Genomic DNA, 25,867 nt, shown 5'->3' on the forward strand with positions numbered 1-25,867 from the left:
CATGGCCGTCTCGCTGTCACACAACAAGCACACGGCTGCCAAGAAGGCCTCGCGGCTGCGGCGGCAGGTCCGCGTACGCAAGAAGATCTCCGGTTCGCCGGAGCGTCCCCGCCTGGTGGTCTCCAAGTCCGCCAAGCACATCTACGCCCAGGTGATCGACGACGTCGCGGGCCGTACGCTCGCGTCGGCCTCGACCATGGAGGCCGACGTGCGCGGTGCCGAGGGCGACAAGAGCGCCAAGGCCAAGCAGGTCGGTCTCGAGCTGGCGACCCGGGCCAAGGCGGCCGGGGTCGAGCAGGTCGTCTTCGACCGCGCCGGGCACAAGTACCACGGTCGGATCGCCGCGCTGGCTGACGGCGCGCGCGAGGGTGGCCTCGGATTCTGACGAGAGATAGGTAGAGCGATATGAGTGGAAGCCAGCGCCGCGGTGGCGGTGCAGGTGGCGACCGTCGCGGCCGTGACGATCGTCGTGGCCAAGGCGAGAAGAGCCAGTACATCGAGCGCGTCGTGGCCATCAACCGGGTGGCCAAGGTCGTGAAGGGTGGTCGTCGGTTCAGCTTCACCGCGCTGGTCGTGGTGGGCGACGGAGACGGCACCGTGGGTGTCGGCTATGGGAAGGCCAAGGAGGTGCCCGCGGCGATCGCCAAGGGTGTCGAGGAGGCCAAGAAGCACTTCTTCACCGTGCCGCGGATCCAGGGGACCATCCCGCATCCGGTGCAGGGTGAGAAGGCCGCTGGTGTGGTGCTGCTGCGTCCGGCGTCGCCCGGTACCGGTGTCATCGCCGGTGGTTCGGCTCGTGCGGTGCTCGAGTGCGCCGGCGTGCACGACGTGCTCGCCAAGTCGCTGGGCTCGGCCAACGCCATCAACGTGGTGCACGCCACGGTCGAGGCGTTGCAGGGTCTGGAGCGGCCAGAGGCTGTTGCCAAGCGGCGCGGCAAGGCTGTCGAGGACGTCGCCCCGGCCGCTCTGCTGAAGGCTCAGAAGGAGGCTGCGCACTGATGACTCGTCTCAAGGTCAGCCAGGTCAAGTCCAGCATCGGTGGCAAGCAGAATCAGCGCGACACGCTGCGTTCCCTCGGTCTCAAGCGGATCGGGGACGTGGCGGCGCACGAGGACCGTCCCGAGATCCGGGGCATGATCAACACGGTGTCCCACCTGGTCACCGTCGAGGAGGTGGAGTGACATGGCACTGAAGGTCCATCACCTTCGTCCGGCTCCGGGCGCCAAGACCGCCAAGACCCGCGTGGGTCGCGGTGAGGGCTCCAAGGGCAAGACCGCCGGTCGCGGCACCAAGGGCTCCAAGGCCCGTAACAACATCCCCGAGGCGTTCGAGGGTGGGCAGATGCCGCTGCACATGCGCGTCCCGAAGCTGCGCGGCTTCAAGAACCCGTTCCGGGTCGAGTATCAGATCGTCAACGTGGCCCGGATCGGGGAGCTGTTCCCCGAGGGTGGCGTTGTCGGTGTCGATGAGCTCGTCGACAAGGGTGCGGTCCGTGCGGGCCAGCCCGTCAAGGTGCTCGGCAACGGCGACCTCGCCGTGGCCGTGCAGGTGAGCGCGCACGCGTTCTCCGGCAGCGCCAAGGCCAAGATCGCCGCTGCCGGTGGGTCCACCACCGAGCTGTGATCGCCTGACCGGCTCCACGTGAGTCGGCGCGTACGTACGACAAGGGCCGCCCGGGATTCCCGGGCGGCCCTTGCTCCGTCTTCGGGCCCGAATCCTCTCCGGCCCTCCCGCGGTTTTGTCTCACTGTCCACGTCAGAGGTGGACAGCGGAACAGAATCGGGGTCTGGGAGCGCCCGGTTGGCCGAGGGCAACGCCGGTACGCCCGCCCCAGGAGGGGCGCTCGCGTCGCTGGATCCCAGTCGACGGGCGTACGATGCTCGGTTCGGCGCGATCTCTTGGTAGAGTCGGGCGGTCCTGTGCGTGAGCCGCACGGGGCGGCAGTCGCAGATCCAGCGGCTCAGACTCAGGTCAGCAGCAAGCAGAAGGGGAGGGCAGGAGTGCTCGCCGCGTTCGCCAACGCATTCCGGACTCCGGACCTACGCAAGAAGATCTTTTTCACGCTGGGCATCTTGGCCGTCTTCCGGCTGGGGTCGATCATCCCGACCCCGAACGTGAATGTCCAGCAAGTCAATTTCTGCCTCCGCCAGGCCACCACCGGTGACCAGCAGGGGCTCTATTCGTTGATCAACCTCTTCTCCGGTGGAGCGCTGCTCCAACTGGCGATCTTCGCGCTCGGCATCATGCCGTACATCACTGCGAGCATCATCTTGCAGTTGCTGACCGTGGTCATTCCGCGGCTTGAGGCCTTGAAGAAAGAGGGTCAGTCCGGTCAGACGAAGATCACTCAGTACACGCGTTATCTGACGCTGGTGCTGGCACTGCTGAACTCGACGGCATTCGTGACGCTCGCCGTCAACGATCAGCTGTTCGTCGGCTGCCCCGGACTGGTGCACGACACCAGCATCTTCCCGGTCATCGTGATGATCCTGACCATGACCGCCGGCACCAGCATCATCATGTGGCTGGGCGAGCTGATCACCGAGCGCGGTGTCGGCAACGGCATGTCGGTGCTGATCTTCACCCAGATCGCCGCCACCTTCCCCAGCGCCTTGTGGGCGTTGCGGGTGGCTCGTCCGGGCGCCAACGGCTGGGTCGTCTTCCTGCTGGTGCTGGCTCTCGGCCTGGCGGTGATGCTGGCCGTGATCTACATCGAACTGGCGCAACGCCGGATCCCCGTGCAGTACGCCAAGCGAATGGTCGGCCGCCGCGTGTTCGGTGGGACGACGACGTACATCCCGATCAAGATCAACCAGGCCGGCGTCATCCCGGTCATCTTCGCCAGCTCGCTGCTCTATATCCCGGCCCTGTACGCCCAGTTCCGGCCGGATGCGCCGGCCTCGGCCTGGATCCAGGCGCACTTCGTCCGTGGCGACCACCCGATCTACATGATCACCTACTTCCTGCTGAACGTGTTCTTCTGCTACTTCTACGTGGCGATCACGTTCAATCCCGAGGAAGTCGCGGACAACATGAAGAAGTACGGCGGCTTCATCCCGGGGATCCGGGCGGGCAAGCCGACCGAGCAATATCTGGCCTACGTGCTGTCCCGGCTGACGTTCCCCGGATCCATGTATCTGGGCATTTTGGCCCTGCTCCCGTCGGTGGCATTCATCTTTTTGGACGCCAACCAGAACTTCCCCTTCGGCGGAACCTCTATCCTCATCATCGTCGGTGTAGGCCTGGACACGGTCAAGCAGATCGAGAGCCAGCTGCAACAACGCAACTACGAAGGGTTTCTCCGCTGATGCGACTCCTCATCATGGGTCCTCCCGGTGCCGGCAAGGGCACCCAGGCCAAGCTGATCGCCGAGCACTACGGCATCCCGGCCATCTCCACCGGCGACATCTTCCGGTCGATGAAGACCGCCGACACCCCGCTGGCGCGCCAGGTGCGCGACATCATGAACTCCGGCGGGTATGTCAGCGACGACATCACCAATCAGATCGTCGCCGAGCGGTTGGCCGAGCCGGACTGCGAAGGTGGCTTCCTGCTGGACGGCTATCCGCGCACGCTCGCCCAGGTGGAGACGCTGGATGCGGCTCTGGTCGGATCTGGCACGCCCCTGGACGCGGTGCTGGCGCTGACCGCCGACACCGACGAGGTGGTCGCGCGGCTGCTGAAGCGGGCCGAGATCGAGGGCCGCTCCGATGACAACGAGGACACCATTCGGGTCCGGCTCCAGACGTACGCCGACCAGACGGCCCCGTTGCTGGAGGTCTACGGCAACCACGGCCTGCTGGTCGAGGTCGACGGGCTGGGCGGGATCGAGGAGGTCTCCGAGCGGGTGTTCGCTGCGCTCGACGGCAAGCTCGCCGAAGGCCTGGTCGCCACTGCCGAACTGGTCGAGGATCCGTCCTGAGTCGGTTCAAGCGACGCTCCGGCATCGAGATCAAGACGCCGGAGGAACTGGTCGGCATGCGCCGAGCCGGTCTGGTGGTGGCCGATGCCCTGGCGACGACGGCGACCGCGGTCAAGGCCGGCATCACCACGGCCGAACTGGATGCGGTCGCGGCCCAGGTGATCTGTAGCTCGGGAGCGACGCCGTCCTTCCTCGGCTACCTGGGCTACCCGGCGACGACCTGCATCTCGGTCAACAACGAGATCGTGCACGGCATCCCGGGACCGCGAGTGCTGGCCGACGGCGACACGATCTCGATCGACTGCGGTGCGATCGTCGAAGGGTGGCACGGAGACTCCGCGGTGACAGTGCAGGTCGGCACGGGATCGGCTGAGGCGACGGCGCTGAGCGAGGCCACCAGGCTGGCCATGTGGCACGGCATCGGCGCGGCCCGGCTGGGCGGCCGGATCGGTGACATCTCCTCGGCGATCGAGGACTATGTGGACTCGTTGGCGACGGCGTACGGGATCGTCGCCGACTACACCGGCCACGGGATCGGCTCGGCCATGCATCAGCCGCCCGATGTGCCCAACGTGGGGCGGGCCGGCAAGGGTCCCAAGATCGTGCTCGGGATGGCCCTGGCGATCGAGCCGATGCTGACGGCCGGTGAGCCGGACAACTCGGTGCTCGGCGACGACTGGACCGTGGTCACCGATGACGGCTCCATCGCCTGCCACTGGGAGCACACCATGACAGTCACCGAGCAGGGGATCTGGGTGCTCACCTCACCCGATGGCGGTGAGGCGATGCTGGCCAGGTTGGGCGTGCCCTTCGGTCCGCTGGCCGACTGACTGACGAAGTCGCCACCCCCTACTCGGCAATTTCCATCCATGGTCGGAAACTGGGCGTCTCGGCGTTCCGTCTGGCCGGCAATTTCCACCCGTGGGCGCGTTTCCTGGTACGAGGAGGTCTCGGAGGTCTGATCTTCCGCCCATGGATGGAAATTGAGCATCCAGACAGGGACCGAAACATGCCGCGGCGAGGTTGGCGATGCGCATCGGCTGACAGAACGGTGACAGACTTGCGGCTCAACCCTCTCGACCCGGCGTGTTGCCGCATTCTGCGCGGTTGAGCGGAGGATTTGTCACGGTTCCCACGCGGGATCGCGGCCGATGAAGGCGATCAGCCGGTCCTGGGTCGAGGCGTCGTCGGGTACGGGCACCCGTGGACCGTATTGACCGGAGGCACGCAGGATCTCGTCCCATGGCTCCATTCCGGCCAACAGCACGGCGCAGGTCTCCTCATCCAACGTGTCGTCCTGGCCGGACGCTCGGGCCAGGTCCCAGGTGTGCAGGAAGACGTCGGTCGTGTAGAACTGGTCGATCGCGGCGCCGAGTTGGTGGGTTCCTGCGCGTGGATGGGTGAATTCCTGATCGGCGTCCGGTCCGTCGAGGAGCGCTTGCATGGCGGCGGTGTGCGCGTGCCAGGCTCCCGCCGGGTCGGCGACGGCTGGTCCGTCCGTTGGCAGGTCGATTCCGCCCGCGGCGAGGAAGGCCGGCATCCATTCGACCAGATGCGCGACCACGTCCCGGGCCACCCAGCCGTCGACCGGAGCTGGCGCCTCCCAGTCACGGACCCCGTCGACCCGGGCCGAGAAGCCGGCGGCCACCGCCGCATGCCGCTCGGCCGGGGCACTAGGTGAACTCGGGGAAGCGGGGGAGCTCACAGCGCGCCTTCGGTCAGTAGCTGGTCGATCTTGGCGTAACCGTCGTTGACGCCGACCTCCATACCACTGCGCAACCAGGCGTCCCGGCTCTCGAAGGAGTCGACCAGTGACTGACCGTGCAGTCGAGTCCGCCCATCGCCCAGGTCCTCGAACCGGACGGTCTCCAGCGAGACCTCTTCCGGCATGCCCTCCCAGGTGAAGGTCTGCACAATGGTGTCCTCGCCGATTCGGTGGAAGCAGCCGCGGAACGCGTACTCCTGACCGTCTTGTCCGGACCCGACGAAGCGCCAGCTGCCGCCATCGCGGACGTCCCAGACGTCGATGGTGGCCTCCGTCCCGTTTGGTCCGACCCAGCGGACGTACAGCTCCGGGTCCAGGTGGGCCCTCATCAGTTGCGCCGGGGTGGCGGCAAAGTCCCGGGTGACCCGGATGATCGGCAGCTTTTCGTCGGCAACGATGGTTGCCTCGGGGCTGGTGGTTGTGGTGTTCATGACGCTTGTCCTTCCAGTGTGGTTTCGGCGAAGCCGGTGGCTTCGTTGGTGGTGGTTCCGGGCGGTGTTGCCTCGGTTGCCTGCAGCTCTGCCAGCACCGCGTCGAGACGCCGGTAGCGCTGTTCTGCTTGGCGGCGGTATCGCTCGATCCAGGCGGTCATCAAGTCGAACACCTCCGCTTCCAGATGCACGGGTCGGGTCTGGGCCCGTCGACTCTTGGTCACCAGGCCGGCGTCCTCCAACACCTTCACGTGCTTGGAGATCGCCTGCAGGCTGACCTCGTACGGCTCCGCCAGTTCGTTCACCGTGGCATCGGCGACGGTCAGTCGCGCCACGAGATCACGTCTGGTCGGGTCGGCCAGGGCGGCGAACACCCTGGAGAGCTGATCGGCCATGGACCCTTCCTCAACTATTGGGTTGATTAAGAGCCTAGGGGTTGGATGAGGTGTTGTCAACCATTTGGTTGAGAAATGCGCGGGTCTGGTGGTGGCTGGGCGGTCGTGGTTGGCCCGCGGGTGCGGGGCGGATCGAGCTCAGGCGCAACTGGCGGGCGTCATTGGCCCGGGGGTGCGAGATGGACCGAGCTCACGTGGCGCGGATGGACGTCTCTGGCCCGCGGGTGCGAAGTGGTCGTTCGGGTACGCGGGCAGGGCTCAGCCGCGGGAGCTCCGAGGAGTGCGTCCGCGGGTGACGCCGACGAAGGCTTGGGTGGTCGCATCGTCCCGGTCGGTCAGCCAGATCAGTGCGATGGTGGTCGGCGCCGGCCCGCGTACGGGGCGGTGTGTCACGTCCTTGCGGTGATGCAGCCGGGCAACCGACATCGGCAGCACTGCGATCCCGGTGCCGGCGGCTGCCACTTCGACCGCCTCCTTGGCCGACATTGGCGGGAAGGTGAGCTGATTGGCGCGCGGAATGAGGCCCTCCGGGATGCCGGTGATGAACTGCTCATCTGCCAGGTCTGCCAGCTCGATCTCGTCGTAGGCGGCCGCCGGGTGTTCGCGGTTGACCACGACCACGGGCAGCTCGTCATAGAGCCGCACCAGGTGCAGGCCTGTCCGGTCGACCGGCAGTCGGGCCAACGCCATGTCGATGCGCTTGTCGCGTACGGCCTGCTCGGCGTCGGCTTCCTCGACCAGCACCAACTCCAGCAGTACGCCATCGCGGCGTTCCCGCCAGGCGCGGGCCCACTTGTCCGGCGTCACGCCCGGCACGTACCCAACTCGCAGCACTCGCTCGCTCACTAGCCCATCATGGTGTGCGCTGGGCCTCGACGGAGGACTCCACGCTGAGCAGATCCCCCGGTTGGCACTGCAGCACCTCGCAGATGGCGGTCAAGGTGGAGAACCGAATCGCCTTCGCTCGGTTGTTCTTGAGGACGCTGAGATTGACATTGGTCACCCCGATCGCCTCGGCCAGGGCGGTCACGGTCATGCCGCGCCGGGCCAGCAGGTCGTCGAGATGGCAGGCGACCCGGTGCGGATCCTCGACCGGCATCTCAGACCAGCCCGTCGACGTCGGCGCGCAGCTCGGCGCCGCGGGCGAATGCCTCGGCGACCGCTGCGACCATCAGCCCGGCGCCGACCGCCACCAAGATCCCGTTGGCGGAGATGAAGAAGGCGAAAGGGGCATCGACAAAGGCTGCGCTGCGCACCGCGGCGCCGGCCAGTGCATCGGCGGTCACGGTCACCATCGGTGCGATGAGCAGGATGAGCGCGATGACGCGCAGTCGGCGTACCGAAGCGGCTGCGAACGGCTCGCGAGACTGGATGTCGTGGAGCAGTCCGAGCAGCTGGACCGCCACTAGCGCCACTGTGATGGTGGTGATCACGCCTGGCAGCAGTGTCGCAAGCCAGGTGCTGGCCGGCGCCTCGGTGAGTGTCACCAGCGCTTCGCCGTTCCACTGGGCAGCCGCATCCGGGTTCGTAGTCAGCTCGGCGGGCAAGCTGACCGCAGCGTCGACCGCGACGACCCACCGGAGCGGCTCGCCTCGCAGCCAGGAGGTCATTGGCCAGATCACCGTGATCGCGAGACTGCCGAGGGTGATCGCGGCGATCAGCACCCTGGTGGCGATGAAGTCCCACCGATCGAACGTGAGGATCCGGCCTGGCTGGTGGCTTTGACTTTGGCTGCCCATGTCGATTGACCTTCTCTCTTATCGAAAAACGATGTTGCTGAAGAACGATAACATCGAAAAACGATAATGCCAAGGGGGTTTGGGGTCGGACGAGCTCCGTGCGCCCTCGCGTGGTTTGGCCCGGTCCTGGTGGCACGTCCCCGCCCCCTCCGCTTCGCACCATTTCCCCGCTGTCACTCCGCACCAGTTCGTGTGGCCTCACTCCGACTTCGCACTGTTTGCTGTTACCGCGCACCACGCGGGCCTGGTGCGCGGTTGCATCAGCTGGTGCGAAGTGGGCCTTGAGGCTGGGCCGCAGAGGCGAGGCCTGGTTTGCGGGCTTGGGGCTCGGTCAGGCGAGGGTGACGATGCCGGCGGCGCCGTCGACGGTGATCAGCTGGCCGGTGGTGATCGTGGTGGTGGCGTCGGGTACGCCGACGACGGCTGGGATCCCGTACTCGCGGGCGACCACCGCGCCGTGGGACATCGAGCCACCCATCTCCATCACCAGTCCGCCGGCGGTCAGGAAGAGGGGCGTCCAGCCAGGATCGGTGGACGGCGCGACGAGGATCTCGCCGGGCTCCAGGTGTGCGCCGGCCGGATCCAGGATCACCCGGGCCGGACCGGTGACGGTGCCGACCGAGGCGGCGCTGCCGACCAATGCTCCCTCGGGTGCTTCGATGCTGATCAGGGTCTCCGGCTCGGTGCCGTCGGAGAGCAGTACGCGCGGGATGTGCCGGCGACGCAGCTCGAACCCGTACGCCGCCCGCCGCTCCCGAACCGCCGCACGTTGGTCGGCACCCTCGATGGCCGAACGCAACTGCCGAAAGTCGAGGAAGAAGGTGTCCTCGACGGCATCGATCGTGCCGGCCGCGACCGCCGCCCGGCCGACGAGCATCAGCTCGCGCCGAGCCGACGCCAGCGCGTAGACCATGATCGACTTCGGCCGTTCGCGCAGCCCGATGAGCGCCCGGCACCGATCGAGGGCAACGGCCATCAACCGAGCCCGAACCGGTCCGAGCCGACCATCCCGATGTGTCGCTGCGATGATCTCGGCGATGGCATCCGCAGCAACCTCCGCGCCGTGGGCGAACTGTCGGTCGGGTGCCAACTCGGGGTCGTCGAGTCGCAGATAGTTCGCCAGCACACCCAGCAGGTGCTCGGGCTCGTCGGACCAGCGTGGCATGCCGAGGTCGATCTCGGCGACTGCGCGATGACCGTACCGATCGAGAAACGCGGCGAGTCCGGTCTGCACCACCGGAGGTAGTTCGCCGCGCGCGTACGCCGCAGCCAGCCCATCCGGCTCCGTGCCGACCACGACCGCCCGAGCCTCGGCATCCCGGCCGATGGTCATGGCCAGCTGCCACAGTTCCAGGTCCATCTCGGTGGTGACGTTGTGCGGCAGCCCGCGTCGGACGTCGGCGAACAAGGTCGGATCGAGATCGGTGGGAGCGATCCGCCGCGCGATGGCCATCGAGAGCAGGCCGGCGGCGGCATACGGGAAGACCGTGGGCATGATCACGAAGGTGTCGGTGCCGAGTCGCGCCTCGACCGCATCCAACCGCGCCACCGGGTCGAGATCGTCGGGGGTGCGCCATTGCTTGCGGACGGAGGCGTCGATTCGATCGGCGGCGCGATGGGCCGCCCTGGGGCTGACCAGCGCGGTGAGCAGGCGGAGCGGCAACCGAGTCTTGACCATCAGCCGAGCGACGACCGGCAGGGCGCGCCCACCCTTGCCCTCAGGCAGCGGGGCGAATCGGGGATCGTCCTCCAGCAACTCGACGACCGCTTTGGTCCGTGCCTCCATCACCCCGAGGACCTTGAGCGTGACCCGGCGAGCGTGGCGATGCCGCAGCAGGGGAGTGATGTCGGCGAACAGGCGATCGCCCAACGTCAGCAGTCCGCTGGGGCCGGCCAGCGGATCCGGCTGAGGAAAGCCGGCCACGGCCGAGATCGAGGAGCCCAGCAGTCGGAAGGTGGCCTGCCCCATCGGCGTAATCGGCCGGGTGAGCCCCTGGGCGAGACTGCCGCACAGATAGGCGCGGGCTCCGTCGCCGTGGGGTGGCGCCAGCGGATAGAGGGTGGTGATCGCCCGCGCCTGGGTGAGCCAGGCGGTGCCGTCGGAGTCGATCACCCATTCGGTGTCCTGCGGTTCGGCATAGACTCCCGCGACCTGGCGGGCGAGGTCGGTCAGGGCGTCCAATTGGGCGCGGTCGAGGCAGGGTGCGTCGCTCGATCCCAGGTCCTCGGTCCGGGTGCCGCCGCCGGTGGTCGCGCGGACGGCCGTGCGTTTGTCGCCGAGCCGCCGCTCGACGACCGCGCCGGTAGCCGCATCGAGGACGAATCGATCAGGGTTGACCGCACCGGACACCACCGACTCGCCGAGTCCGGGGCTTGCATCGACGACCAGCTGGTGCCGGTTGCCGGTGACCGGGTTGGCGGTGAACATGACCCCGGCAACGTCCGCGTCGACGAGTCGCTGGATCACCACGGCCAAGGTGACCTCGGCATGGTCGATGCCCTGTGTCGCCCGGTAGCTGATCGCGCGCTCGGTCCACAGCGATGCCCAGCAGCGTCGGGTGGCGTCGAGGACGGCGTCGGCACCGATCACATTCAGGTAGGTGTCCTGTTGGCCCGCGAAGCTGGCGCCGGGTAGGTCCTCGGCGGTGGCCGACGAGCGGACTGCGACCGGTACGTCGGCGCCCAGGCTCGCGTAGTGCGCCGTGATCGCCGCCGCGAGATCTTCAGGCACCGGGGCCTCGAGGATCAGTTGCCGGGCGCGCTCGGCGAGCTCGGAGCGTTCGTCGGCTGCGCCCCGATCATCGCCGCCGAGCTTGGCGATCACGCCGTCGAGGAGGTCGCCGGCGACGCGGCGGTAGGCCGCCGTGGTGACGCAGAAGCCGGTTGGCACCGGGAGCCCGGCGGCGAGCATCCGGCCGAGATTCAGAGCCTTGCCGCCGACGGTGGCCAGTTCGTCCGGGCCGATGTCGTGGAGGTCGGCCACGACCGAGTTATTCACCATACGATGAATTATGCGCCGATCTCGGCTGGGGTCAAGGGGCTTTCGTGGACTGTGCGAGGGTCACAGCTGGCCCGGTGCAGGCTGGCTCAGTCGGAATCAGAGTGCCCGGTCAGGCGGGATCGAAGAGGTAGCGCTGAACGGTCGCGCCGACGCGAGTGACGAGCTCGTCGACGGGTGCAGCGGCGATCTCGGGCAACTGCAGCACATAGCGGGCGATGATCATGCCCGCCACCTGGGAGGCGACCAGATCGGCCCGCAGGCCGGCATCGGGGAGATTCAGGCTCGCGGCGACCCTTTCCAGCAACTCTCGTCGCAGGAAGGTGGCCATCAGGGGAGCGGCGTGCTTGTTGCCCAGTCCGGTACGCAGGATCACCAGCGCCTTTGGTCGTACGGTAGGAGACTCCCAGACACCCAGGATGTAGGCGATGATCCGCTCCCCGGTGTGCTCCCGAGGACCGGCCAAGATCTCCGGCACCGCGATATCGGGGCGCAGCGGAGCGTCGATCGAGGCGGCGAACAGATCGGCTTTGGTGCCGAAATGATGGTGCAGCGACGCCGGATCGACGCCGGCCCGGGCGGCGATGCTTCGCGTGGTGGTGCCGTCATACCCGTTCTCGCCGAACTCCTCGGTCGCCGCCGCCAGGATGCGCTCCCGGGCATCGGACTCACCCTTGCGCGGTCGGCCCCGGCGCCGGCGTACGGGGGAGTCAGCTGCTTGCTCGGCCACGGGACCAGAGTATGAGGTGGCGCTGGAGCACTGGAGTGGACGCCCTGGGTGGAGTTACCACTTGCGATTTCGAGAATCGGCCCCACAACGCGCGCCGACCCCGTACCTGACGCGTGTGAGGATTTGAAGTGCGGCAGATTATCGAAAACCGGCGAGCCAACTTGGCCATCGCCCTACCATGGCGGGCGAGAGGCGGGAGGGACGTTGCTGGACTGGCTGGCGACGGCAGTGGCGCTGCTGGAGACGTACCGGATCTCGCATTCGCCGACCTGGTCGCGCATCCCGCTGACGCTCGAGTTGCTGCTCCTCTCCCTGGTGCCGGCGACTCTCGTCGTCGTGCTGCTCAACAGCTGGCTGCCGCGACAGGCGCGAACGATCACGTATCTGATCAGCCTGGGTGCCTACATCAGAGCCCGCCCCGGCAAGCCGCGGCTCTGGGTGGCCGGGCTCGTGCCGCTGGAGCGGGTGACCGGGATCCAGCCGTGGCGCTGGGGGCTCGCCGGATTTGCCCTGATCGGCGTCGGCCTCGTCTGGCTCGGCCAGGTCTGGCACTTCCTCGAGTCCGATGTCGGGGTGGAGCTGCGGAGGAGCGCTCGCGAACTGGATTTCATCGCGCCGATCGTCCACTGGCTCGTGCTGGCCCTGGGGGTTCTGCTGCTGGCACTGCTCAGTACCCGGGGCCGGACACCCGCGATCGGCGGACCGACGCGACGGCTGCCGGTCATCGTCTTGTGCGCGGCGACGTTGATGGCCGTGGCGGTGTGGGCTGATCGGGTAGTGCCCGGCGGTACGTTCCTGGGGCCGCTGCTGACGTACGTCTGTCTCTTGCTGCCGGCCTTGGCCTACTGGCAACGCCGTCGGAAGCTCGGTGGTGGATTGCCCGAGATGCCTGCCTGGGTGAGGAACCCGCAGGCGGCCGGCGCTCCTCAACCGCCACCTCGACCGGCCAAGCCGCGACCTCGGCCGGTCAAGCCGGCCCCGGCACCTCCCCCTTTGCCTACGCGACGGCTGCCGGAGCAGCTCAGCCGGCTGCAGATCCCCAACCGTCCCCTCGGCGTGCCCACGCGGGTCGAGACCACCGTCAAGCTCGATGTCGATCCGCGCAGCGTGTACGACGCGTTCGGCCAAGGGCCCGCCAGCGGGCCAGGCTGCGGGTGGCACGCGGTTGCTCCTGACCTGCAGCCGCTGCAGAGGGACGATCCGAAATCGTTGGGTCCCTATCGGGTAAAGGGCCGGATCGCGGTCGGCGGCATGGGGATTGTCTACCTCGGCATCGACGCCAAAGGCATCCGGGCTGCCGTGAAGGTCGCTCACCGGATCAGTCAGGCGGTGGACGAGAACTCTCAGCAGCGGCTGATGCGCGAGATCCGGGTCTTGCGGAGTATCAACGTGTTCGGCGTCGCCGATTTCCTCGGGGATGGAGTCAGCGACGGTGCCCTCTGGGTGGCGATGCGGTATATCCCGGGCCCGACACTCACCCAGGCGATCACTGCGTACGGGCCGTGTACCACTGGACATCTTCGCTATTTGAGTGTCCGGCTGGCCGAGATCATCGGGGATCTGCACCGTAACGGCATCATGCATCGCGATATCAAGCCGTCGAACATCATCCTCAACGAGCGTGGTCCATTCCTGATCGACCTCGGCATCAGCATCCTGCGGGACGAGGAGTCCCAACTGACGGGGACTGGAAAGCTGATCGGCACCGAGCCATATCTGCCACCGGAGGTGCTTCTCGGCAGGTCCTTCAGCCCTGCTGGTGACGTGTATGCCTGGGGCTGCGTCGCCGCCTATGCCGCCATCGGCAGGACACTGTATTCCGGTCAGTTTGGATCACTGGCGGGCCGCATCATCGAGGGCCGATGGGATGACGGCGTAGCGCATGATCTCAAACGCCGGGATCGGACCGTGTATGAGCTGATTCGGCGGAGCACCTCACTCGACCCCGGCCGGCGGCCTGCGGATGGTCAGGAACTCCTGGGTGAGTGTGATCCTCTCGGGCGGAAGCTAGGCAGGTAGCCGGTCGACCGCAGCCCCACGACCTGTCCAGTCCTGTCCGCGAGTCAGACAGGATCAACGAAGATTCTGCGGAATCCCAACAAAGAGACCCTGCCGTTCAGTAGGGTCCGGTCACCACCATCCGGGTGCCGCCACGTCCAAGGGGACACATGCCTGACGACACGCATTTTGTCAACCCGTACACATTCATCCCGCTGCCGGAGCAGATCAAACGTACGAACGGTTCGACGATCCCCATTCCCAGCCATGCACCCTCTCGGGATGAGGCTGCCGAGCTGTACTCGGGTTCGTTCACCGTCACGTGGAAACTCCGCAGTCCCATGGCGCTACCGGCTTCGGGATCAGCTGGGCAGATGACCAGTGAGTGGCTCACCGATGACGGACGGCTCCAGATTCCTGGCTCGTCGATCAAGGGTGCCGTGCGCAGTGTCCACGAGGCGTTGTTTGCCGGCTGTCCGCGTGTGCTCGACAGTGCGTTCGTGCCGGTATATCGAGACCCGGTAACGCCTCATCTGGTGCGCAACTGGAGAATGGCCGTCGTCTCAAAGGTGGATAACAAGGGGCGAGCGGAGCAGGTCTATCTCACTGAGGCGGATCCCGTGCCCATCGACGGGCGCAGCCTTCGAGGCCTCTGCGGACGCAAGAACCCGTCGCTAGGACTGCCGCAGACCGGCGACTTCGTGGCACCTGGGGTCCGCACACCTGACCCAAACCCGAAGGTGCCTCGCGAGGTGGCGAAGAATCCGACCGACGTGCAACGGCTTCACAATCTGACTCCACGAGCAGTCGAGCTGTTGGCCAAGCGTGGCTATTTCGTGATCCTCGTGACCGACACGGCGGCGCGGAATCCGAAGCACCCCTACTACTGGACAGCTTCACCCATCACCACCCAGACGGCCCTGGTGAGCGATCCTGCCTGGGAGGACTTCTCCCGCAATGTCAAGGAAGCCCGGGATGGCCACGCCGGGACTCCTGACTGGATCGATGCGAAGTGGCCACCGCCGGATTCGCCCGCAGCCGTGCACACCGTTCCGCAGGCAGTGGCTCGGCGGCGCCGGGCGAATGGCGAACTGCGAGTCGGAGATGTCATCTGGGTCAAGGTCGACGAGGATCGACGCAATGTGATCAAGATCAAGATGGCGCAGGCGTGGCGAGATATCGGGAACCCCGATGACACGCTCGGTAAGCGGGCTGGCGTGGTGCCGTGTCGTCGTGCGGCCGAGTTGTGCCTCTCCTGCGCGATCTTCGGATCGATCGACGAGACTGGGCAGCGGGCTGGTGAGGGCCAGCAGGATGCGTACGCCGGGCACGTCCGATTCGGGACGGCGACATCAGCAGATTCGGTTGCCGCACCCGAGAAGACGCTGGCGCCGCTTGGCGTGCCACACCCAGGGGCCGGAATCTTCTACCTGGAGAACGCGGCACTCCCGACGCCGACTGAGCTCGATCAGCCCAGTCGCTGGGGACACGGCCCGGACAGGGGTGGAACCGGCAGTCGCAGGCTACGCGGTCGAAAGTTCTATTGGCATGCTGACCCGACGAAGCAAGGAGCGAACAAGGACCGGCACCTCAAGCGTCGGCATCACACGGCCGAGGCGACGAAGACGGTGTTGCTGGTAAGCCCGGGCCCTAACGCCACTGACCCACTCTCGCTCACTCAACGAGTGACCTTCGATGGGCTGAACCTTCTGGCGGCGCAGACTCTGCTTGCCGCGTTCGACCCAGGTCGGTATCTCGGCCGAGGAGATTTCGGTTTGCATCTCGGTGGGGGCAAACCACTCGGTCTTGGCAGCGTGCGCGGTTCGATCGGCAACCTTGATGTGACTCTCACCGCGGAGCGCTACGACAAAGACCCCGCCGACCGCAGCGGCGAGGTGGAAGCCACGATCGACGATGCAGCGTTGACTGCACGAGTCGGACCGGTCCAGTCCATGAAGAAGGCCGCCACGCGAGTCCTCGCTCTTGATGCGCTTGGCGCGTGGGCGACCCGAGTCAGCTACCCGACGACGCAATCATGGACCGCGTTCAGGACAGAGTCGTTCGACAAGTCGTACGAGTTCTTCACAGACTACGGCGGCCAAGCCAAGCCGAAGAAGGATGGGCAGGGACGGACCCTCAGGGATCCCGATGGCGACATCATCTATGAACGCGAGCAGTGGCGGCCACTTCCCGACGTCGAGGGCGAGCAGCAGATCGGGAGCCGGCCGTGATCAGCGCCGTCGTCGCTGCTGTGCGCATTCAGCAATGGATCAGTCGGACGACTGATCTTTATCTCGTCCGCGGCGCTTCGGAAGCCTTGAGCAAGCAGACCAAGCACGCCTTGATCGACGGGAAGCTCAAGTCTGCTTCTCTCACTGCCAGAACGGACCCAAACGCCCCGGACATCGACGGCGTGGTCGTGATGGCCGCAGCTACTGCAGCCGACGCAGAGGCTGCGATCGAGTGGCTCCTGGTCGATTTGGCGCAGAGACTCCCGGGCGTGGAGTGGACCGGCTGGGCGCACGAGGCGGCGGACTATGTCACGGCCTATGACCATGTGAACGTGTTGAACCAGTCGCCGAGCGTTGGTCGTTGGCACCGACCTCCGTTGACTGTCGACATCCCGATCGGACTCGGATGTGACGGGTGCGCCCAAGAGACGGCGACAGCATCGATCACACACAACGACTCCGTCCGCTTGGGGCCGGACTGCATCGCGAGGTTCGACGCCAACGACTGGAAGAAGGAGAAGGATCGGCCCGAGGACTTTGATGCACTGGCGAGGTTCGGAGGTCTGCGACCGGGCCAACGTGAGTGGGTGGTCGGTCGGCGGGGTGCTCGCAATCACCTGGCAACGATCGCCGCCGACGGCAACCGAGTTGGAGAACTCTTCAAGACCTTGGCAAGTCTGCCCGGCGAGGTTCAGCACGCCGCATCCAAAGCTCTGGACGAGGCCAACGCGCAGGCGATCGCCTGCGCGCGTGGGCCCTGGAACGGGGCCAAGGTCGCGGTGCTGATCAAGCACTATGCCGGAGGCGATGACCTGTTGCTCTCCGTGGCGGCACCCGCTGCATGGCCGCTCATCGCGCAACTGAGCGCGGAGTTCGAGCGTGCATTTCAGGAGAAGCTGAAGGCGAACCTCACGGGAATCGACCTGTCCGAGCCACAGCGGCGGCTGCTGCAAGCCAAGTGTGCTCAGGTCTCCCTGGGCATCGGTGTGGTCTTCGCGAACCGAAAACATCCATTCGCGCACTGTGCGCGGGTCGCGCACACCGCTATGTCGTACGCCAAGCGCGCAACCAGAGGCGAGCGGTCGGCCGTCTCGTGGGCAGATCTCACGGTCGAGGATCGTGCGGTGCGTGAGCGTTCGGTCGCGCTATCCGAGTTGCAGGACGACATCTCGCCCACTCCGAGCGCGGAAGCGACCAGCAGACTGGAGGTGTTGACCCTGAACAGCTCCGCACGTGACGCCGTACAAGGCATCTTGCTCGAAGGCAGGCGAGGTCAGTATCCGCCGGCCGTGATCGCCGGGCATCTCGAGAGCTGGGCCAGACGCACCGGCAACGAACTGCCAGGCATGGACGAGGCGAAGAGTTGGACGGGCGATCACCTCGACGAGTTCGACGCGCTCCTGGATCGAGCTCGGTGGTGGCCGGTCCAGCAGGCGGCCCCGGCTGAGGTGATCGCATGAGAAGCGAGGCAGTCGAGTTCACGGTCACCTTCTTGGGTCCATTCGCGGTCGCGACGGGTACGGCGTCTGGTGGGCTTGACCACAGGGTCGATCTCGCCACGCCGTTGCCGTCTTCGAGCTTGAAGGGCCTGATGCGCCACGAGGCCGGGGTGGCTCTGGGCGCGCCGGCGCGATGGGTGGACCGCATTTTCGGCGACGGTCACGGGAATCCTGCAGCTTGGCGTTGGACGGACGCGAAGCTTGTCGATACGGCAAAGACCAGCTTGTGGTCGAGGGTGAAGCTGGATGAGGGAGGCAGATCTGAGGAGCGGCTGCTGACTGTCGGCGAGCAGATCTGGGCTGACTCCGCCATCTTCTCTGTGGTGCCCGCGGGCGAGACCAAGTTTGCCGACCAGGTCTTGCTGCGAGCTGCAGCCAGACACATCAGCTCGCTGGGCCACCAGCGACGCCGGGGATTCGGCTGGGTATCGGTCACCGATGGATTGCCATGGACCGACCAGGACTCCCACACCCTGCTCGAAGAGATGGCCAAGGGAGGACCCCAGTGACCAAGCATCAATACACCCTGACAGCTCAGTCACGCATCTCAGCTGCTCTCGGCCCAGAGAAGGGCAACCACACGGCGGTCCACCGAGTGATTCCCGGCGCAGTGGTCCGCGGCGCGATGGCCACCGAGTGGTGGCGACAGTTCGGTAAGAAGACAACCGCTGCACAGGAGTTCGCGGCGTTGTTCGACCACGGCCTGCGGGTCGGGCAAGCCGCGCCCGCCGGTGCGACGCTGACGTCGGCGTCGACACAGGTCTGCAAGTACCGCCCGAAGGGCTGCGAAGCTGTGGTCGACAGAGCCATTCTGCTGGCCAAAGCAATTGATCGAAAGATCGAGCACTGCCCGACGTGCGGAGGTGTCTTGACCACCGACGCCGGCTGGCACACGAATGACATGCCGGTCGTCAGGGTTACCGCGACCGAACTCGATAGCAACGAAACGGCAGCGACCGGGAATCTGTACTCGCGTGACGCGCTGGGGGCCGGTGCTCAGGGGCAGCCGCTGACCTTCGAAGGGTCGATTTCAGCCACCTCGGATGGGGCGCTCGACTGGCTGGACGGCGCAGTCATCCAAGTCGGCGGCAAGCGTTCCCTGAGTCTCGGCCTCGTACGCGTCGAGATCTCGGCCATTGATGAGCCGACGTTGCCCCCGCCGGCAGCGCGGTCGATCGTCCAGTTGGTCAGCCCCGCGATCATCGTTGATCGGTTTGGCGCAGCCGCCTTGTCCCAAGGCGCGCTGGTCGCCGAACTGAGCCGTGTCAGCGGTGATCGACTTGCAGCCGTGGCTCCGACTGCTTCTTGGATCCGAACCGAGCTCATCGCAGGCTGGCACATGCAGAGCGCGTTGCCGAAACCCGCTGACTGGGCCATGACCGCGGGATCCTGCGTCGTCGTCAGTGGACTGAGTGAGTCGGGCCGACGCCGGCTGTCGACCGGAATCGGTTATCGCACCGCAGAGGGGTTTGGTGACATCCAAGTCCTTGATCCGCGCGACTTTCCCAACCCACCGGAGCCGCTGGGAGTCGTCGAGGCAAGCAGGTTCAAGCGGGCTGTCGCTCAGCGGCACCGTGGCCAGGCCCTCGCTGCAGCGCGCAAAGGGCTGGCAGCCGTGAAAGCAATACACGCGAGTGGTGGTGACCCGTCAGGGGTGATCGCCTCAGCCATGAGGTCAGTGGGTTTCCTACCGCCTGCCGAGCGAGCCGTTTTCGAGACTTTGCTCGGGATTGATCCTGCTGCCATTGACGATGCGATCGGAGCTTTGAAGTGACCGGTGTTGGGAGCGGGCGACATCGCCGGGGCCTGATCAAGCTCACTCTGCAGATCACCGAGCCATGGGCAGTCGGCGGAGTCAGCAGTTACGACTTCAGCAAGGCTGCGAAGCGCGAGGGCGAACCGACGATCTACCTTCCTATCCTCAAGGACCCCCGTGACGGGTCCGCTCACATCCCGGCCGCGTCACTGGTCGGTTCGCTCTACCGCCACCTGAGCGATCCGGGGAGATGGCTTGGCTCGGACAAGGAACCCTCGGCTGTTCGCGCCCTCGGGACGCAGACCGGAGGGGCACCAGTCGTGACCCGGACCGCTACCACCATTGATGGAGCGCGCAGAGCCGCCAAGGCCAAGGAACTGCGGACCGAGGAACTCGTCGAGGCCTCGACGACGGTCTATTGGTGGCTGCAGCTCGAACGCGACCTCGATGTTGACGAGATTGATGTCCTGGCCGGCGAGTTGTCGTCTTGGCGACCCGTGATCGGTCGTCGCCGAAGTGTTGGCCGCGGGCGGGCTGAGGTGACCGGCGTTGAACGCGGGACAGTTGATCTGCGCGATCCGGTCGGCCTCACCTGGTGGCTCCAGCATCGTCACGGCTTTCTGACGGGCAGCGCTCATGCGCCGAAGCCGAAGGACTGGGGTCGGGTGAAGCCGAGTTCGAAGACGTCATCTGGTGGTGCAGCCTGGGAACGTAGCTGGCTCTTCGAGGTCGTCGACCCCTTGCACATTGGTGCGGACAGGGCTCCTGGCGACAAGCCAAATCACCATCCGACTGGGGCGTTCATGCCTGGCAGTTCCTGGCGCGGGATCTTCCGGCATCGGATCGCTCATATTCAGCGGATGCGAAGTGCGACCGAGAGCGACGTTGAGGCAACCCTGGATCGGCTCTTCGGAAGCGGCCGGAAGAAGGGGGCTTCGGCTCACGGTGGGCACCGAGGCCTGCTCAGCTTCTTCGATTCGCCGATCGATCGCGGGGGACGGCCATTGCTCACCTTCACCCATGTCGCGATCGACCGGGTAACCGGTGGTGCTCGCCAGTTCTCAGAGAGGCTTGATGACCGCGGCAAGGGCGCCCTGTTCACGGTGTCGGCGATCCCGCCGGGGGCCAGGCTGAGGCTCGATGTGGAATCTGAGACCGAATTGAGTCCCGCTGACGCCGAGTTGCTCGATGCCGTCGTCGCGGACATCGACGATCGACTGATCGGGGTAGGGGCGATGACAACCCGTGGTTACGGGACCCTCGAATTGGCTGGGGAGCAGCCGTGAGCAGCTACGGCCTACGGGCATTGAGCGACAAGGCATCGGCACAGGCAGTGGCGGGCGTCACGGCTTGGGCATGGGCAGATCATCACGGCTTCCACATCAATCAGAACTTCCCGACCGGTCATGTGCCGACCGGTTGGGTCTGGGGCTGGGGCGACGGCGTCTGGGTTCGCTGGCGTACGGATGCGTACGCGCCGGCTATTGGCGCCGAGCTCCGGCGGCTGGAGCGCATGCAACCTCCCTACGAAAGGGCCACCGTGGAGGTCGCGCAACCGGCCGACGGGCTCCCCTCGGCGGTCACTGAGCGGCGATTCCTCAAAATGGTGCCTGGGGAGTTGGATGCTGCCCTCGTCAGGGAGCAGCCGCTCACGCTCGTACGCGTCTACAGCCCGGCGCAACTCACGTTCTACGCGTTGGATGGACTGGCCGTCACATGACCACAAAGTCGGTGGAGCGATTCCAGCAACCGCGGTGGTGGGAGCGGCCGCCGCAGTGGGCACTCACCTTCGGGGAGTTCAGTCGGCCGCTGCTCTCGTTCTCGATCAACTCGGCGGGCGTCGGGCTGGTCGCAGTCCTGTCCCTACTTCTCGAGAAGGTACTTGTCGGCAGTGACGCTGACACGGCCAGCGTCATCGTGCAGTCAACTCTCATCCTGGTGCTGGCTGCGCTGGCCTGGATTCTCATGCTGGCCAGGGCCGAGCTCGGGCGAAGGCGCGGCACTCGCTACTACGTCCGGTTGCTGCAGCCTTCCATGCCGGATCTGTTCGAGGAGGCTGTCGAGCAGGGGCGGAAGGACTACATCGAGACGAAGCGGATAGTGCGGGCGATCAATCCGCGGAAAGCTGAAACCGTCGTCACGGACATGGCGGCTGAGGTGTCGGATATTGCTGCCGAACTAGAACGCTGCATGAACGGTGACACTCAGGAGACTGGTTTCCAACTCGTGCCCAACACCGCGTGGTCTGCCGGTCTGGCAGCGGGTTACATGCTCCTATGGGAGACAGACACAGTCTTTGTCGACCTTACCAGCGGACCTGCATCAACCCGTAGCGTCGAATGGAGCCTAGGCTCGCATGCGGGTGGAACGCGATTCACCCCTCTAGACACGAGAGTGATTGCTGGCACGAGCGAGTCCGGCCCGGTTCTGGTGCGGATTGATCTGACCGGACCGTCAACCATGCCTGAGTGGCAGGTGTGCAAGACATACTTGGTCGGCGTTTTGGAGGACGACTCGACGCCTCGTCGTGTGACGGTCGATGTCGATGTGGATACGGCGCAACTGAATCCATCCCCGCACCGCACCCCTGGCGAACCCCCACGACGGTTCCTGCCGACGGTCGTGCATCCTATGATTGCAGCACAAGCAGGTGCCGCCGCCATTCGCCGGGCGATCCACGAGAACCCCGGCCGCGACGTTCTGCTGTGCGCTCGTGTGACGAAGACGATCTCCTGGGGAATTGGAGCCTGTCTCACTCGCGACAAGAAGCATAAGGATCCAGGATGCGGGACTCGTGACTGTCAGAACGCGGACTGCTACGACCCGTGGCGGAGGCTTCTACCGCTGATACCGGATACGCAGACTAGGTGTGGTGAGTATGGCATCGCCCGCGTGCACCCGGCTCAGCCTCCCGCGGAGATACTGGCACAGAAGTATTCCTGCCAGGATCAGCCATGATCGAGATCGTCAACCTCACGCCGCACGAAGTGACTGTCATGCCAGGCGATGCCGAGGCAGTCACCTTTCCAGCATCAGGAGAGTTCGCGCGGGTACGTGAGCATCTTGGTGACGAGGTGTGGGTGGCCACCGAAGGTGGACGGGTCCCGGTTCGACAGCTCACTTATGACGAACAGGTCGATGACCTTCCCGATCCGAGCCCAGGGGTGCTCTATCTTGTCTCCCGCCTGACGGCACTATCGGTGCGACGTGACGATCTGATCTTTCCCCAGGGCGAGCTGCGCGATGACAACGGCCAGATCATCGGCTGTCGTGGTCTGGGCACCTTCGCTGATCCGGCCTCGATCGCGGGAGGCGAATAATGCCCAGCCGTTGGTGGATTCCGCTTCAGGGCGCCCGGCCGGATCGGGTTCGGCTGGAGCATCTGCATGCCGCGGTCTCCCGCTGGTTCGACAGGTCGCCCGAGCAACATGCCGCCGGCACCAAGCCATACGCGATCTCACCGCTGGCACGCGACGCAGATTCTCCCGGCGTCGGATTCGAACTGGCCACTCTCACCGCAGCCGCCGAGGAGTGCCTTCTCGAGCGGGTGGCACCGCCGGCCACCATCCGGCTGGGACCGGACCAGGTGCTTCTTGGGGAGCCACGCAAGACAGACACAGAGCAATGGTCATCGCTCGCCAACCCGAGCAGCGCGGGCTCCTGGGATCTGGAGTTCGTCACACCGGTGACGTTTCGCCGTGGCAATAGGTCGTCGCCGCTGCCGATGGCGGGCTCGGTGCTCCGCGGGCTGCTGGACAGCTGGAACGCCTGGTCAGGCATGCCGATCCGGAATCTGACCCGCCAGGACAGCGATGAGATCTGGGTCAGCGACATTGACGGTCGCAGCGAGCCGATGACAGTCTCGGGTGTCCGGCTGTCAGCCTTCGTCGGGAGGGTCTGTTTCCGGTGCGACAACCAGGCCATCGCTGATCTGGTCGATCCGCTGTTCAGACTGGCCCCGTATGCGGGCGTCGGGTCGGCCAAGGCCAAGGGGCTGGGCGTCACCCGACTTCATCAGGCGCCCGCACGACGGTCTCGAGCCACTGCGGCAGGCTGAGGACTCTCACATGGGCCAGCTGCTGGAGCGTGCGACGAGTGATCGCGCGCTCCGGCGCGCCTGGGAGGACGTGCTCGCAAACGATCGTGAGGATGGCGCATTGTCGCCAGGCGTGGAGCGCTTCGCCGAGGATCCGAAAGCCGAGCTGGACGAGCTCGGCGAGCAGCTCCGGACGGGCACCTATCGGCCGCGGGACTTGACCGAGGTGGTCATCGACGACGGCGGAGGCTCGCGGACGCTGCACATCCCTGCCGTACGCGACCGCGTGGTTGAGCGGAGCCTGCTCAATGTCGTCACCCCCTGGGTCGATCCGGTGCTGGGTTTCACCTCCTACGCCTATCGTCCCGGTCTCGGGGTCGCCGACGCAGTGCAAGCCCTGGTGACACTGCGTTCGGAGGGCCTCGGCTGGGTGCTGCGGACCGACGTGGACGACTGCTTTCCCTCGGTGCCCGTGGATCACGCGCGGCGGCTGCTCGGCGCCCTGGTCCCGGATGCGGACTTGCTGGCGATCGTGGATCTGCTGCTGGCCCGCGCAGCCGTCCGCCCGGGCCGCGGTCGAGGTGTGATGCGTGGACTTGCCCAAGGCTGCGCTCTCTCCCCGCTGCTCACGAACCTGGTGCTGACCGCTCTTGATGATGCGCTGCTGGACGAGGGGTTCGCCGTGTTGAGGTACGCGGATGATATTTGCGTCGCCACGGAGACACGGGATGACGCGTGGGAGGCCGCTCGGATCGCCACCGCGGCGCTGGAGGTGCTGGGAATGGAACTGGGAGCAGACAAGACGGAAGTGATGTCCTTCGACGAGGGTTTCAGCTTCCTCGGCGAGGACTTCGGGCCCCGCTATCCGCCGGCCTTGGATGATCACCGAGTCGCGGTGCCGGACCGTCGCGTCCTCTATGCCGGACTTCAGGGCGGGCGGGTTCGCGTCAAGCAGGGCCGTGTCATTGTCGAGACCGCGGACGACGTCGTCGCCTTGGACGTGCCCACCGATCACGTCAGCCGAGTGGTCTGCTTCGGCTCCGTCGGCTTCTCCGCCGGTGCCCGGTCCTGGGCCATGAGTAAAGACGTGGACGTCGTCTTCGTGTCGCGTCGGGGAACCTACCAAGGACAGCTGCTGCCGGCGTCGTCGCCGACGCGAGCCGAGCGTTTGCGTGGGCAACTGGCGTTCAGTGATGATCCGACCCGTACCGTGCCGCTGGCACTGGCGATCGTGGAAGCCAAGATCCGCAAGCAGATCGTTCTGCTGCAGCGGTTCGGCCGTCGGGCGCATGCCGAACTTGTCCAGGAGGCAGTGGCAGAGATGCGGAACGTGCTGCGCCTGCTGCCGGACTGCACGTCGACCGAAGAAGCCATGGGCGTTGAGGGCGCGGCTGCGAGGGTCTACTTCCCGTGTTTAGGCCAACTCTTTCCCGCTGAGCTCCAGTTCACCCTGCGATCGCGGCAGCCTCCGATGGACATCGCCAACTCCGCGCTCTCCTATCTGTACACGCTGCTGACCGCCGAGTGTGTGACGGCCCTCGTCGCCGCCGGTTTGGATCCGGCGATCGGGTTCCTCCACGCTGACGACAAGGGCAGGCCGAGTCTCGCTCTTGACCTGGTGGAGGAGTTTCGGCCGCACGTGGCCGATCAGGTAGTGATCACTGCGGCCCGCAATGGGGAGCTGACCGCTGCCAGCGGCCACACCGAGCCGGGCAAGTCTGGAGTGCTGCTCACCAAGGCCGCGAGGACATCGCTGCTCGCCGGGTATGAGTTGCGGATGCTGCGCACCACCAAGGGCGCGTTGCCGGACTTCTCCGGGACCTTGCGGAGACATCTGTATCGGCAGGCACAGCGGCTCTTGGCGACAGTCACTCGTGGCGAACCATGGACTGGTCTCTCGTGGCGCTGACGATCGTTGCTGCCTATGACGTTTCCGATGACAGTCGACGCGCTCGGCTCGCAGCGCTGCTGCAGACCTGCGGAGACCGGATCCAACTGTCCGTCTTCGTGTTGACCCTCGGTGACGATGAGCTTGATGAGCTTCAGGCACGGGCCCTGTCGATCATCGACCCGGAGGAGGACTCCCTGTACCTGTTCCGGCAGTGTGGTGGCTGTTGGGAAGCAGCGCGCTGCATCGGCCAGGCCTATCCACCGACGCAGGAGTACTTCTGGGCAGTGCTATAGGCTGACCGAAGATCAGCCGTTGCCAGCAGTTGTGGTCGGCTTCGGGTGGTTGGCGGAAGGACACGGCGGCCTATCCGTGTGTATGGCACCTGACTAGGTGCGATACAGGGTAGAACGGCGTGAGTGACATTGTTTGGCAAGTCAGCGGAAAGGGGGTGTGCGAAGGGCGCGCAACGCTCCTAG

General features: G+C 66.0%; 27 protein-coding genes. 19 read left to right on the forward strand and 8 right to left on the reverse strand.

Annotated features, from left to right (window positions below; all coding sequences use genetic code 11):
• Position 1 precedes the first annotated feature (1 nt).
• The 7 genes from rplR to map all read left to right on the forward strand — a co-directional run bounded on the left by rplR (position 2) and on the right by map (position 4,752).
• Complete coding sequence (rplR, locus tag MLP_RS05425; RefSeq protein WP_041791347.1) at positions 2 to 385, forward strand: 50S ribosomal protein L18; 384 nt, start codon at positions 2 to 4, stop codon at positions 383 to 385.
• Positions 386 to 405: 20 nt separating this feature from the next.
• Complete coding sequence (gene rpsE / locus MLP_RS05430; RefSeq protein ID WP_013862012.1) at positions 406 to 999, forward strand: 30S ribosomal protein S5; 594 nt, start codon at positions 406 to 408, stop codon at positions 997 to 999.
• Positions 999 to 1,181, forward strand: a complete 183-nt coding sequence (gene rpmD / locus MLP_RS05435) for a 50S ribosomal protein L30 (RefSeq protein ID WP_013862013.1) — start codon at positions 999 to 1,001, stop codon at positions 1,179 to 1,181. The genes rpsE and rpmD overlap by 1 nt, the downstream gene beginning before the upstream one ends.
• Before the next feature lies 1 nt (position 1,182).
• Positions 1,183 to 1,623, forward strand: a complete 441-nt coding sequence (gene rplO, locus MLP_RS05440; protein ID WP_013862014.1) for a 50S ribosomal protein L15 — start codon at positions 1,183 to 1,185, stop codon at positions 1,621 to 1,623.
• 377 nt (positions 1,624 to 2,000) lie between these two features.
• Positions 2,001 to 3,308 carry a preprotein translocase subunit SecY gene (secY, locus tag MLP_RS05445; RefSeq protein ID WP_013862015.1) on the forward strand — a complete coding sequence of 436 codons (1,308 nt, stop codon included), beginning with the start codon at positions 2,001 to 2,003 and terminating at the stop codon, positions 3,306 to 3,308.
• Positions 3,308 to 3,922, forward strand: a complete 615-nt coding sequence (locus MLP_RS05450) for an adenylate kinase (RefSeq protein ID WP_013862016.1) — start codon at positions 3,308 to 3,310, stop codon at positions 3,920 to 3,922. Before secY ends, MLP_RS05450 begins: the two co-directional genes overlap by 1 nt.
• A complete protein-coding gene (map, locus tag MLP_RS05455) occupies positions 3,919 to 4,752 on the forward strand; it encodes a type I methionyl aminopeptidase (RefSeq protein WP_041789749.1) in 834 nt (277 codons plus the stop codon). The genes MLP_RS05450 and map overlap by 4 nt, the downstream gene beginning before the upstream one ends.
• Before the next feature lie 293 nt (positions 4,753 to 5,045).
• Here the strand turns inward: map and MLP_RS05460 are convergent, their stop codons facing one another.
• The 8 genes from MLP_RS05460 to MLP_RS05495 all read right to left on the reverse strand — a co-directional run bounded on the left by MLP_RS05460 (position 5,046) and on the right by MLP_RS05495 (position 11,980).
• Positions 5,046 to 5,627: a DinB family protein gene (locus MLP_RS05460; protein ID WP_041789751.1), complete on the reverse strand. Its 582-nt coding sequence runs from the start codon at positions 5,625 to 5,627 to the stop codon at positions 5,046 to 5,048.
• Positions 5,624 to 6,118 carry an SRPBCC domain-containing protein gene (locus MLP_RS05465; protein WP_013862019.1) on the reverse strand — a complete coding sequence of 165 codons (495 nt, stop codon included), beginning with the start codon at positions 6,116 to 6,118 and terminating at the stop codon, positions 5,624 to 5,626. The genes MLP_RS05460 and MLP_RS05465 overlap by 4 nt, the downstream gene beginning before the upstream one ends.
• Positions 6,115 to 6,513 carry an ArsR/SmtB family transcription factor gene (locus MLP_RS05470; protein ID WP_013862020.1) on the reverse strand — a complete coding sequence of 133 codons (399 nt, stop codon included), beginning with the start codon at positions 6,511 to 6,513 and terminating at the stop codon, positions 6,115 to 6,117. The genes MLP_RS05465 and MLP_RS05470 overlap by 4 nt, the downstream gene beginning before the upstream one ends.
• A 258-nt stretch (positions 6,514 to 6,771) precedes the next feature.
• The gene (locus MLP_RS05475) at positions 6,772 to 7,359 is read right to left on the reverse strand and encodes a LysR substrate-binding domain-containing protein (protein WP_013862021.1); all 588 of its coding nucleotides are present in this window, start codon (positions 7,357 to 7,359) and stop codon (positions 6,772 to 6,774) included.
• 7 nt (positions 7,360 to 7,366) lie between these two features.
• A complete protein-coding gene (locus MLP_RS05480) occupies positions 7,367 to 7,612 on the reverse strand; it encodes a helix-turn-helix domain-containing protein (protein ID WP_013862022.1) in 246 nt (81 codons plus the stop codon).
• A 1-nt stretch (position 7,613) separates the two neighbouring features.
• Positions 7,614 to 8,252, reverse strand: coding sequence for a DUF2975 domain-containing protein (locus MLP_RS05485; protein WP_013862023.1), 639 nt, complete (start codon positions 8,250 to 8,252; stop codon positions 7,614 to 7,616).
• Between the two features lie 331 nt (positions 8,253 to 8,583).
• A complete protein-coding gene (locus MLP_RS05490; RefSeq protein ID WP_013862024.1) occupies positions 8,584 to 11,253 on the reverse strand; it encodes a PEP/pyruvate-binding domain-containing protein in 2,670 nt (889 codons plus the stop codon).
• A 109-nt stretch (positions 11,254 to 11,362) separates the two neighbouring features.
• Positions 11,363 to 11,980 carry a TetR/AcrR family transcriptional regulator gene (locus MLP_RS05495; RefSeq protein WP_013862025.1) on the reverse strand — a complete coding sequence of 206 codons (618 nt, stop codon included), beginning with the start codon at positions 11,978 to 11,980 and terminating at the stop codon, positions 11,363 to 11,365.
• A 204-nt stretch (positions 11,981 to 12,184) separates the two neighbouring features.
• Here MLP_RS05495 and MLP_RS26080 point away from each other — a divergent pair, with 204 nt between their 5' ends.
• From MLP_RS26080 to cas2, 12 genes are all read left to right on the forward strand, one after another.
• Positions 12,185 to 13,999, forward strand: coding sequence for a serine/threonine-protein kinase (locus MLP_RS26080; RefSeq protein ID WP_013862026.1), 1,815 nt, complete (start codon positions 12,185 to 12,187; stop codon positions 13,997 to 13,999).
• 149 nt (positions 14,000 to 14,148) lie between these two features.
• Positions 14,149 to 16,209: an RAMP superfamily CRISPR-associated protein gene (locus MLP_RS05505; RefSeq protein WP_013862027.1), complete on the forward strand. Its 2,061-nt coding sequence runs from the start codon at positions 14,149 to 14,151 to the stop codon at positions 16,207 to 16,209.
• The gene (locus MLP_RS05510) at positions 16,206 to 17,669 is read left to right on the forward strand and encodes a Cas10/Cmr2 second palm domain-containing protein (protein ID WP_013862028.1); all 1,464 of its coding nucleotides are present in this window, start codon (positions 16,206 to 16,208) and stop codon (positions 17,667 to 17,669) included. Before MLP_RS05505 ends, MLP_RS05510 begins: the two co-directional genes overlap by 4 nt.
• Positions 17,666 to 18,217, forward strand: coding sequence for an RAMP superfamily CRISPR-associated protein (locus MLP_RS05515; RefSeq protein ID WP_013862029.1), 552 nt, complete (start codon positions 17,666 to 17,668; stop codon positions 18,215 to 18,217). Before MLP_RS05510 ends, MLP_RS05515 begins: the two co-directional genes overlap by 4 nt.
• Positions 18,214 to 19,482, forward strand: a complete 1,269-nt coding sequence (locus MLP_RS05520) for a hypothetical protein (protein ID WP_013862030.1) — start codon at positions 18,214 to 18,216, stop codon at positions 19,480 to 19,482. Before MLP_RS05515 ends, MLP_RS05520 begins: the two co-directional genes overlap by 4 nt.
• The gene (locus MLP_RS05525) at positions 19,479 to 20,750 is read left to right on the forward strand and encodes an RAMP superfamily CRISPR-associated protein (RefSeq protein ID WP_013862031.1); all 1,272 of its coding nucleotides are present in this window, start codon (positions 19,479 to 19,481) and stop codon (positions 20,748 to 20,750) included. The genes MLP_RS05520 and MLP_RS05525 overlap by 4 nt, the downstream gene beginning before the upstream one ends.
• The gene (locus MLP_RS26085) at positions 20,747 to 21,184 is read left to right on the forward strand and encodes a hypothetical protein (RefSeq protein ID WP_013862032.1); all 438 of its coding nucleotides are present in this window, start codon (positions 20,747 to 20,749) and stop codon (positions 21,182 to 21,184) included. The genes MLP_RS05525 and MLP_RS26085 overlap by 4 nt, the downstream gene beginning before the upstream one ends.
• Positions 21,181 to 22,422 carry a hypothetical protein gene (locus tag MLP_RS05535; protein ID WP_013862033.1) on the forward strand — a complete coding sequence of 414 codons (1,242 nt, stop codon included), beginning with the start codon at positions 21,181 to 21,183 and terminating at the stop codon, positions 22,420 to 22,422. Before MLP_RS26085 ends, MLP_RS05535 begins: the two co-directional genes overlap by 4 nt.
• Entirely contained in the window at positions 22,419 to 22,784 is a 366-nt protein-coding gene (locus MLP_RS05540) for a hypothetical protein (protein ID WP_013862034.1), read from the forward strand. Before MLP_RS05535 ends, MLP_RS05540 begins: the two co-directional genes overlap by 4 nt.
• Positions 22,784 to 23,521 (forward strand): CRISPR system precrRNA processing endoribonuclease RAMP protein Cas6, encoded by a 738-nt coding sequence (gene cas6 / locus MLP_RS05545; protein ID WP_013862035.1) that lies wholly within the window; start codon positions 22,784 to 22,786, stop codon positions 23,519 to 23,521. The genes MLP_RS05540 and cas6 overlap by 1 nt, the downstream gene beginning before the upstream one ends.
• A 10-nt stretch (positions 23,522 to 23,531) precedes the next feature.
• On the forward strand, positions 23,532 to 25,409 hold the full coding sequence (cas1, locus tag MLP_RS26090; protein WP_013862036.1) for a CRISPR-associated endonuclease Cas1: 1,878 nt from the start codon (positions 23,532 to 23,534) through the stop codon (positions 25,407 to 25,409).
• A complete protein-coding gene (gene cas2 / locus MLP_RS05555; RefSeq protein ID WP_197536507.1) occupies positions 25,385 to 25,684 on the forward strand; it encodes a CRISPR-associated endonuclease Cas2 in 300 nt (99 codons plus the stop codon). Before cas1 ends, cas2 begins: the two co-directional genes overlap by 25 nt.
• Positions 25,685 to 25,867: the final 183 nt, after the last annotated feature.

The organism is Microlunatus phosphovorus NM-1, assembly GCF_000270245.1.
Classification (GTDB): domain Bacteria; phylum Actinomycetota; class Actinomycetes; order Propionibacteriales; family Propionibacteriaceae; genus Microlunatus; species Microlunatus phosphovorus.

Bases quoted from the DNA above. Each gene is read 5' to 3' on its own strand.
- rplR (WP_041791347.1), top strand. From the start codon at position 2: ATGGCCGTCTCGCTGTCACACAACAAGCACACGGCTGCCAAGAAGGCC.
- rpsE (WP_013862012.1), top strand. From the start codon at position 406: ATGAGTGGAAGCCAGCGCCGCGGTGGCGGTGCAGGTGGCGACCGTCGC.
- rpmD (WP_013862013.1), top strand. From the start codon at position 999: ATGACTCGTCTCAAGGTCAGCCAGGTCAAGTCCAGCATCGGTGGCAAG.
- rplO (WP_013862014.1), top strand. From the start codon at position 1,183: ATGGCACTGAAGGTCCATCACCTTCGTCCGGCTCCGGGCGCCAAGACC.
- MLP_RS05450 (WP_013862016.1), top strand. From the start codon at position 3,308: ATGCGACTCCTCATCATGGGTCCTCCCGGTGCCGGCAAGGGCACCCAG.
- MLP_RS05465 (WP_013862019.1), bottom strand. From the start codon at position 6,118: ATGAACACCACAACCACCAGCCCCGAGGCAACCATCGTTGCCGACGAA.
- MLP_RS05470 (WP_013862020.1), bottom strand. From the start codon at position 6,513: ATGGCCGATCAGCTCTCCAGGGTGTTCGCCGCCCTGGCCGACCCGACC.
- MLP_RS05480 (WP_013862022.1), bottom strand. From the start codon at position 7,612: ATGCCGGTCGAGGATCCGCACCGGGTCGCCTGCCATCTCGACGACCTG.
- MLP_RS05485 (WP_013862023.1), bottom strand. From the start codon at position 8,252: ATGGGCAGCCAAAGTCAAAGCCACCAGCCAGGCCGGATCCTCACGTTC.
- MLP_RS05490 (WP_013862024.1), bottom strand. From the start codon at position 11,253: ATGGTGAATAACTCGGTCGTGGCCGACCTCCACGACATCGGCCCGGAC.
- MLP_RS05505 (WP_013862027.1), top strand. From the start codon at position 14,149: ATGCCTGACGACACGCATTTTGTCAACCCGTACACATTCATCCCGCTG.
- MLP_RS05515 (WP_013862029.1), top strand. From the start codon at position 17,666: ATGAGAAGCGAGGCAGTCGAGTTCACGGTCACCTTCTTGGGTCCATTC.
- MLP_RS05535 (WP_013862033.1), top strand. From the start codon at position 21,181: ATGACCACAAAGTCGGTGGAGCGATTCCAGCAACCGCGGTGGTGGGAG.
- MLP_RS05540 (WP_013862034.1), top strand. From the start codon at position 22,419: ATGATCGAGATCGTCAACCTCACGCCGCACGAAGTGACTGTCATGCCA.
- cas6 (WP_013862035.1), top strand. From the start codon at position 22,784: ATGCCCAGCCGTTGGTGGATTCCGCTTCAGGGCGCCCGGCCGGATCGG.
- cas1 (WP_013862036.1), top strand. From the start codon at position 23,532: ATGGGCCAGCTGCTGGAGCGTGCGACGAGTGATCGCGCGCTCCGGCGC.
- cas2 (WP_197536507.1), top strand. From the start codon at position 25,385: ATGGACTGGTCTCTCGTGGCGCTGACGATCGTTGCTGCCTATGACGTT.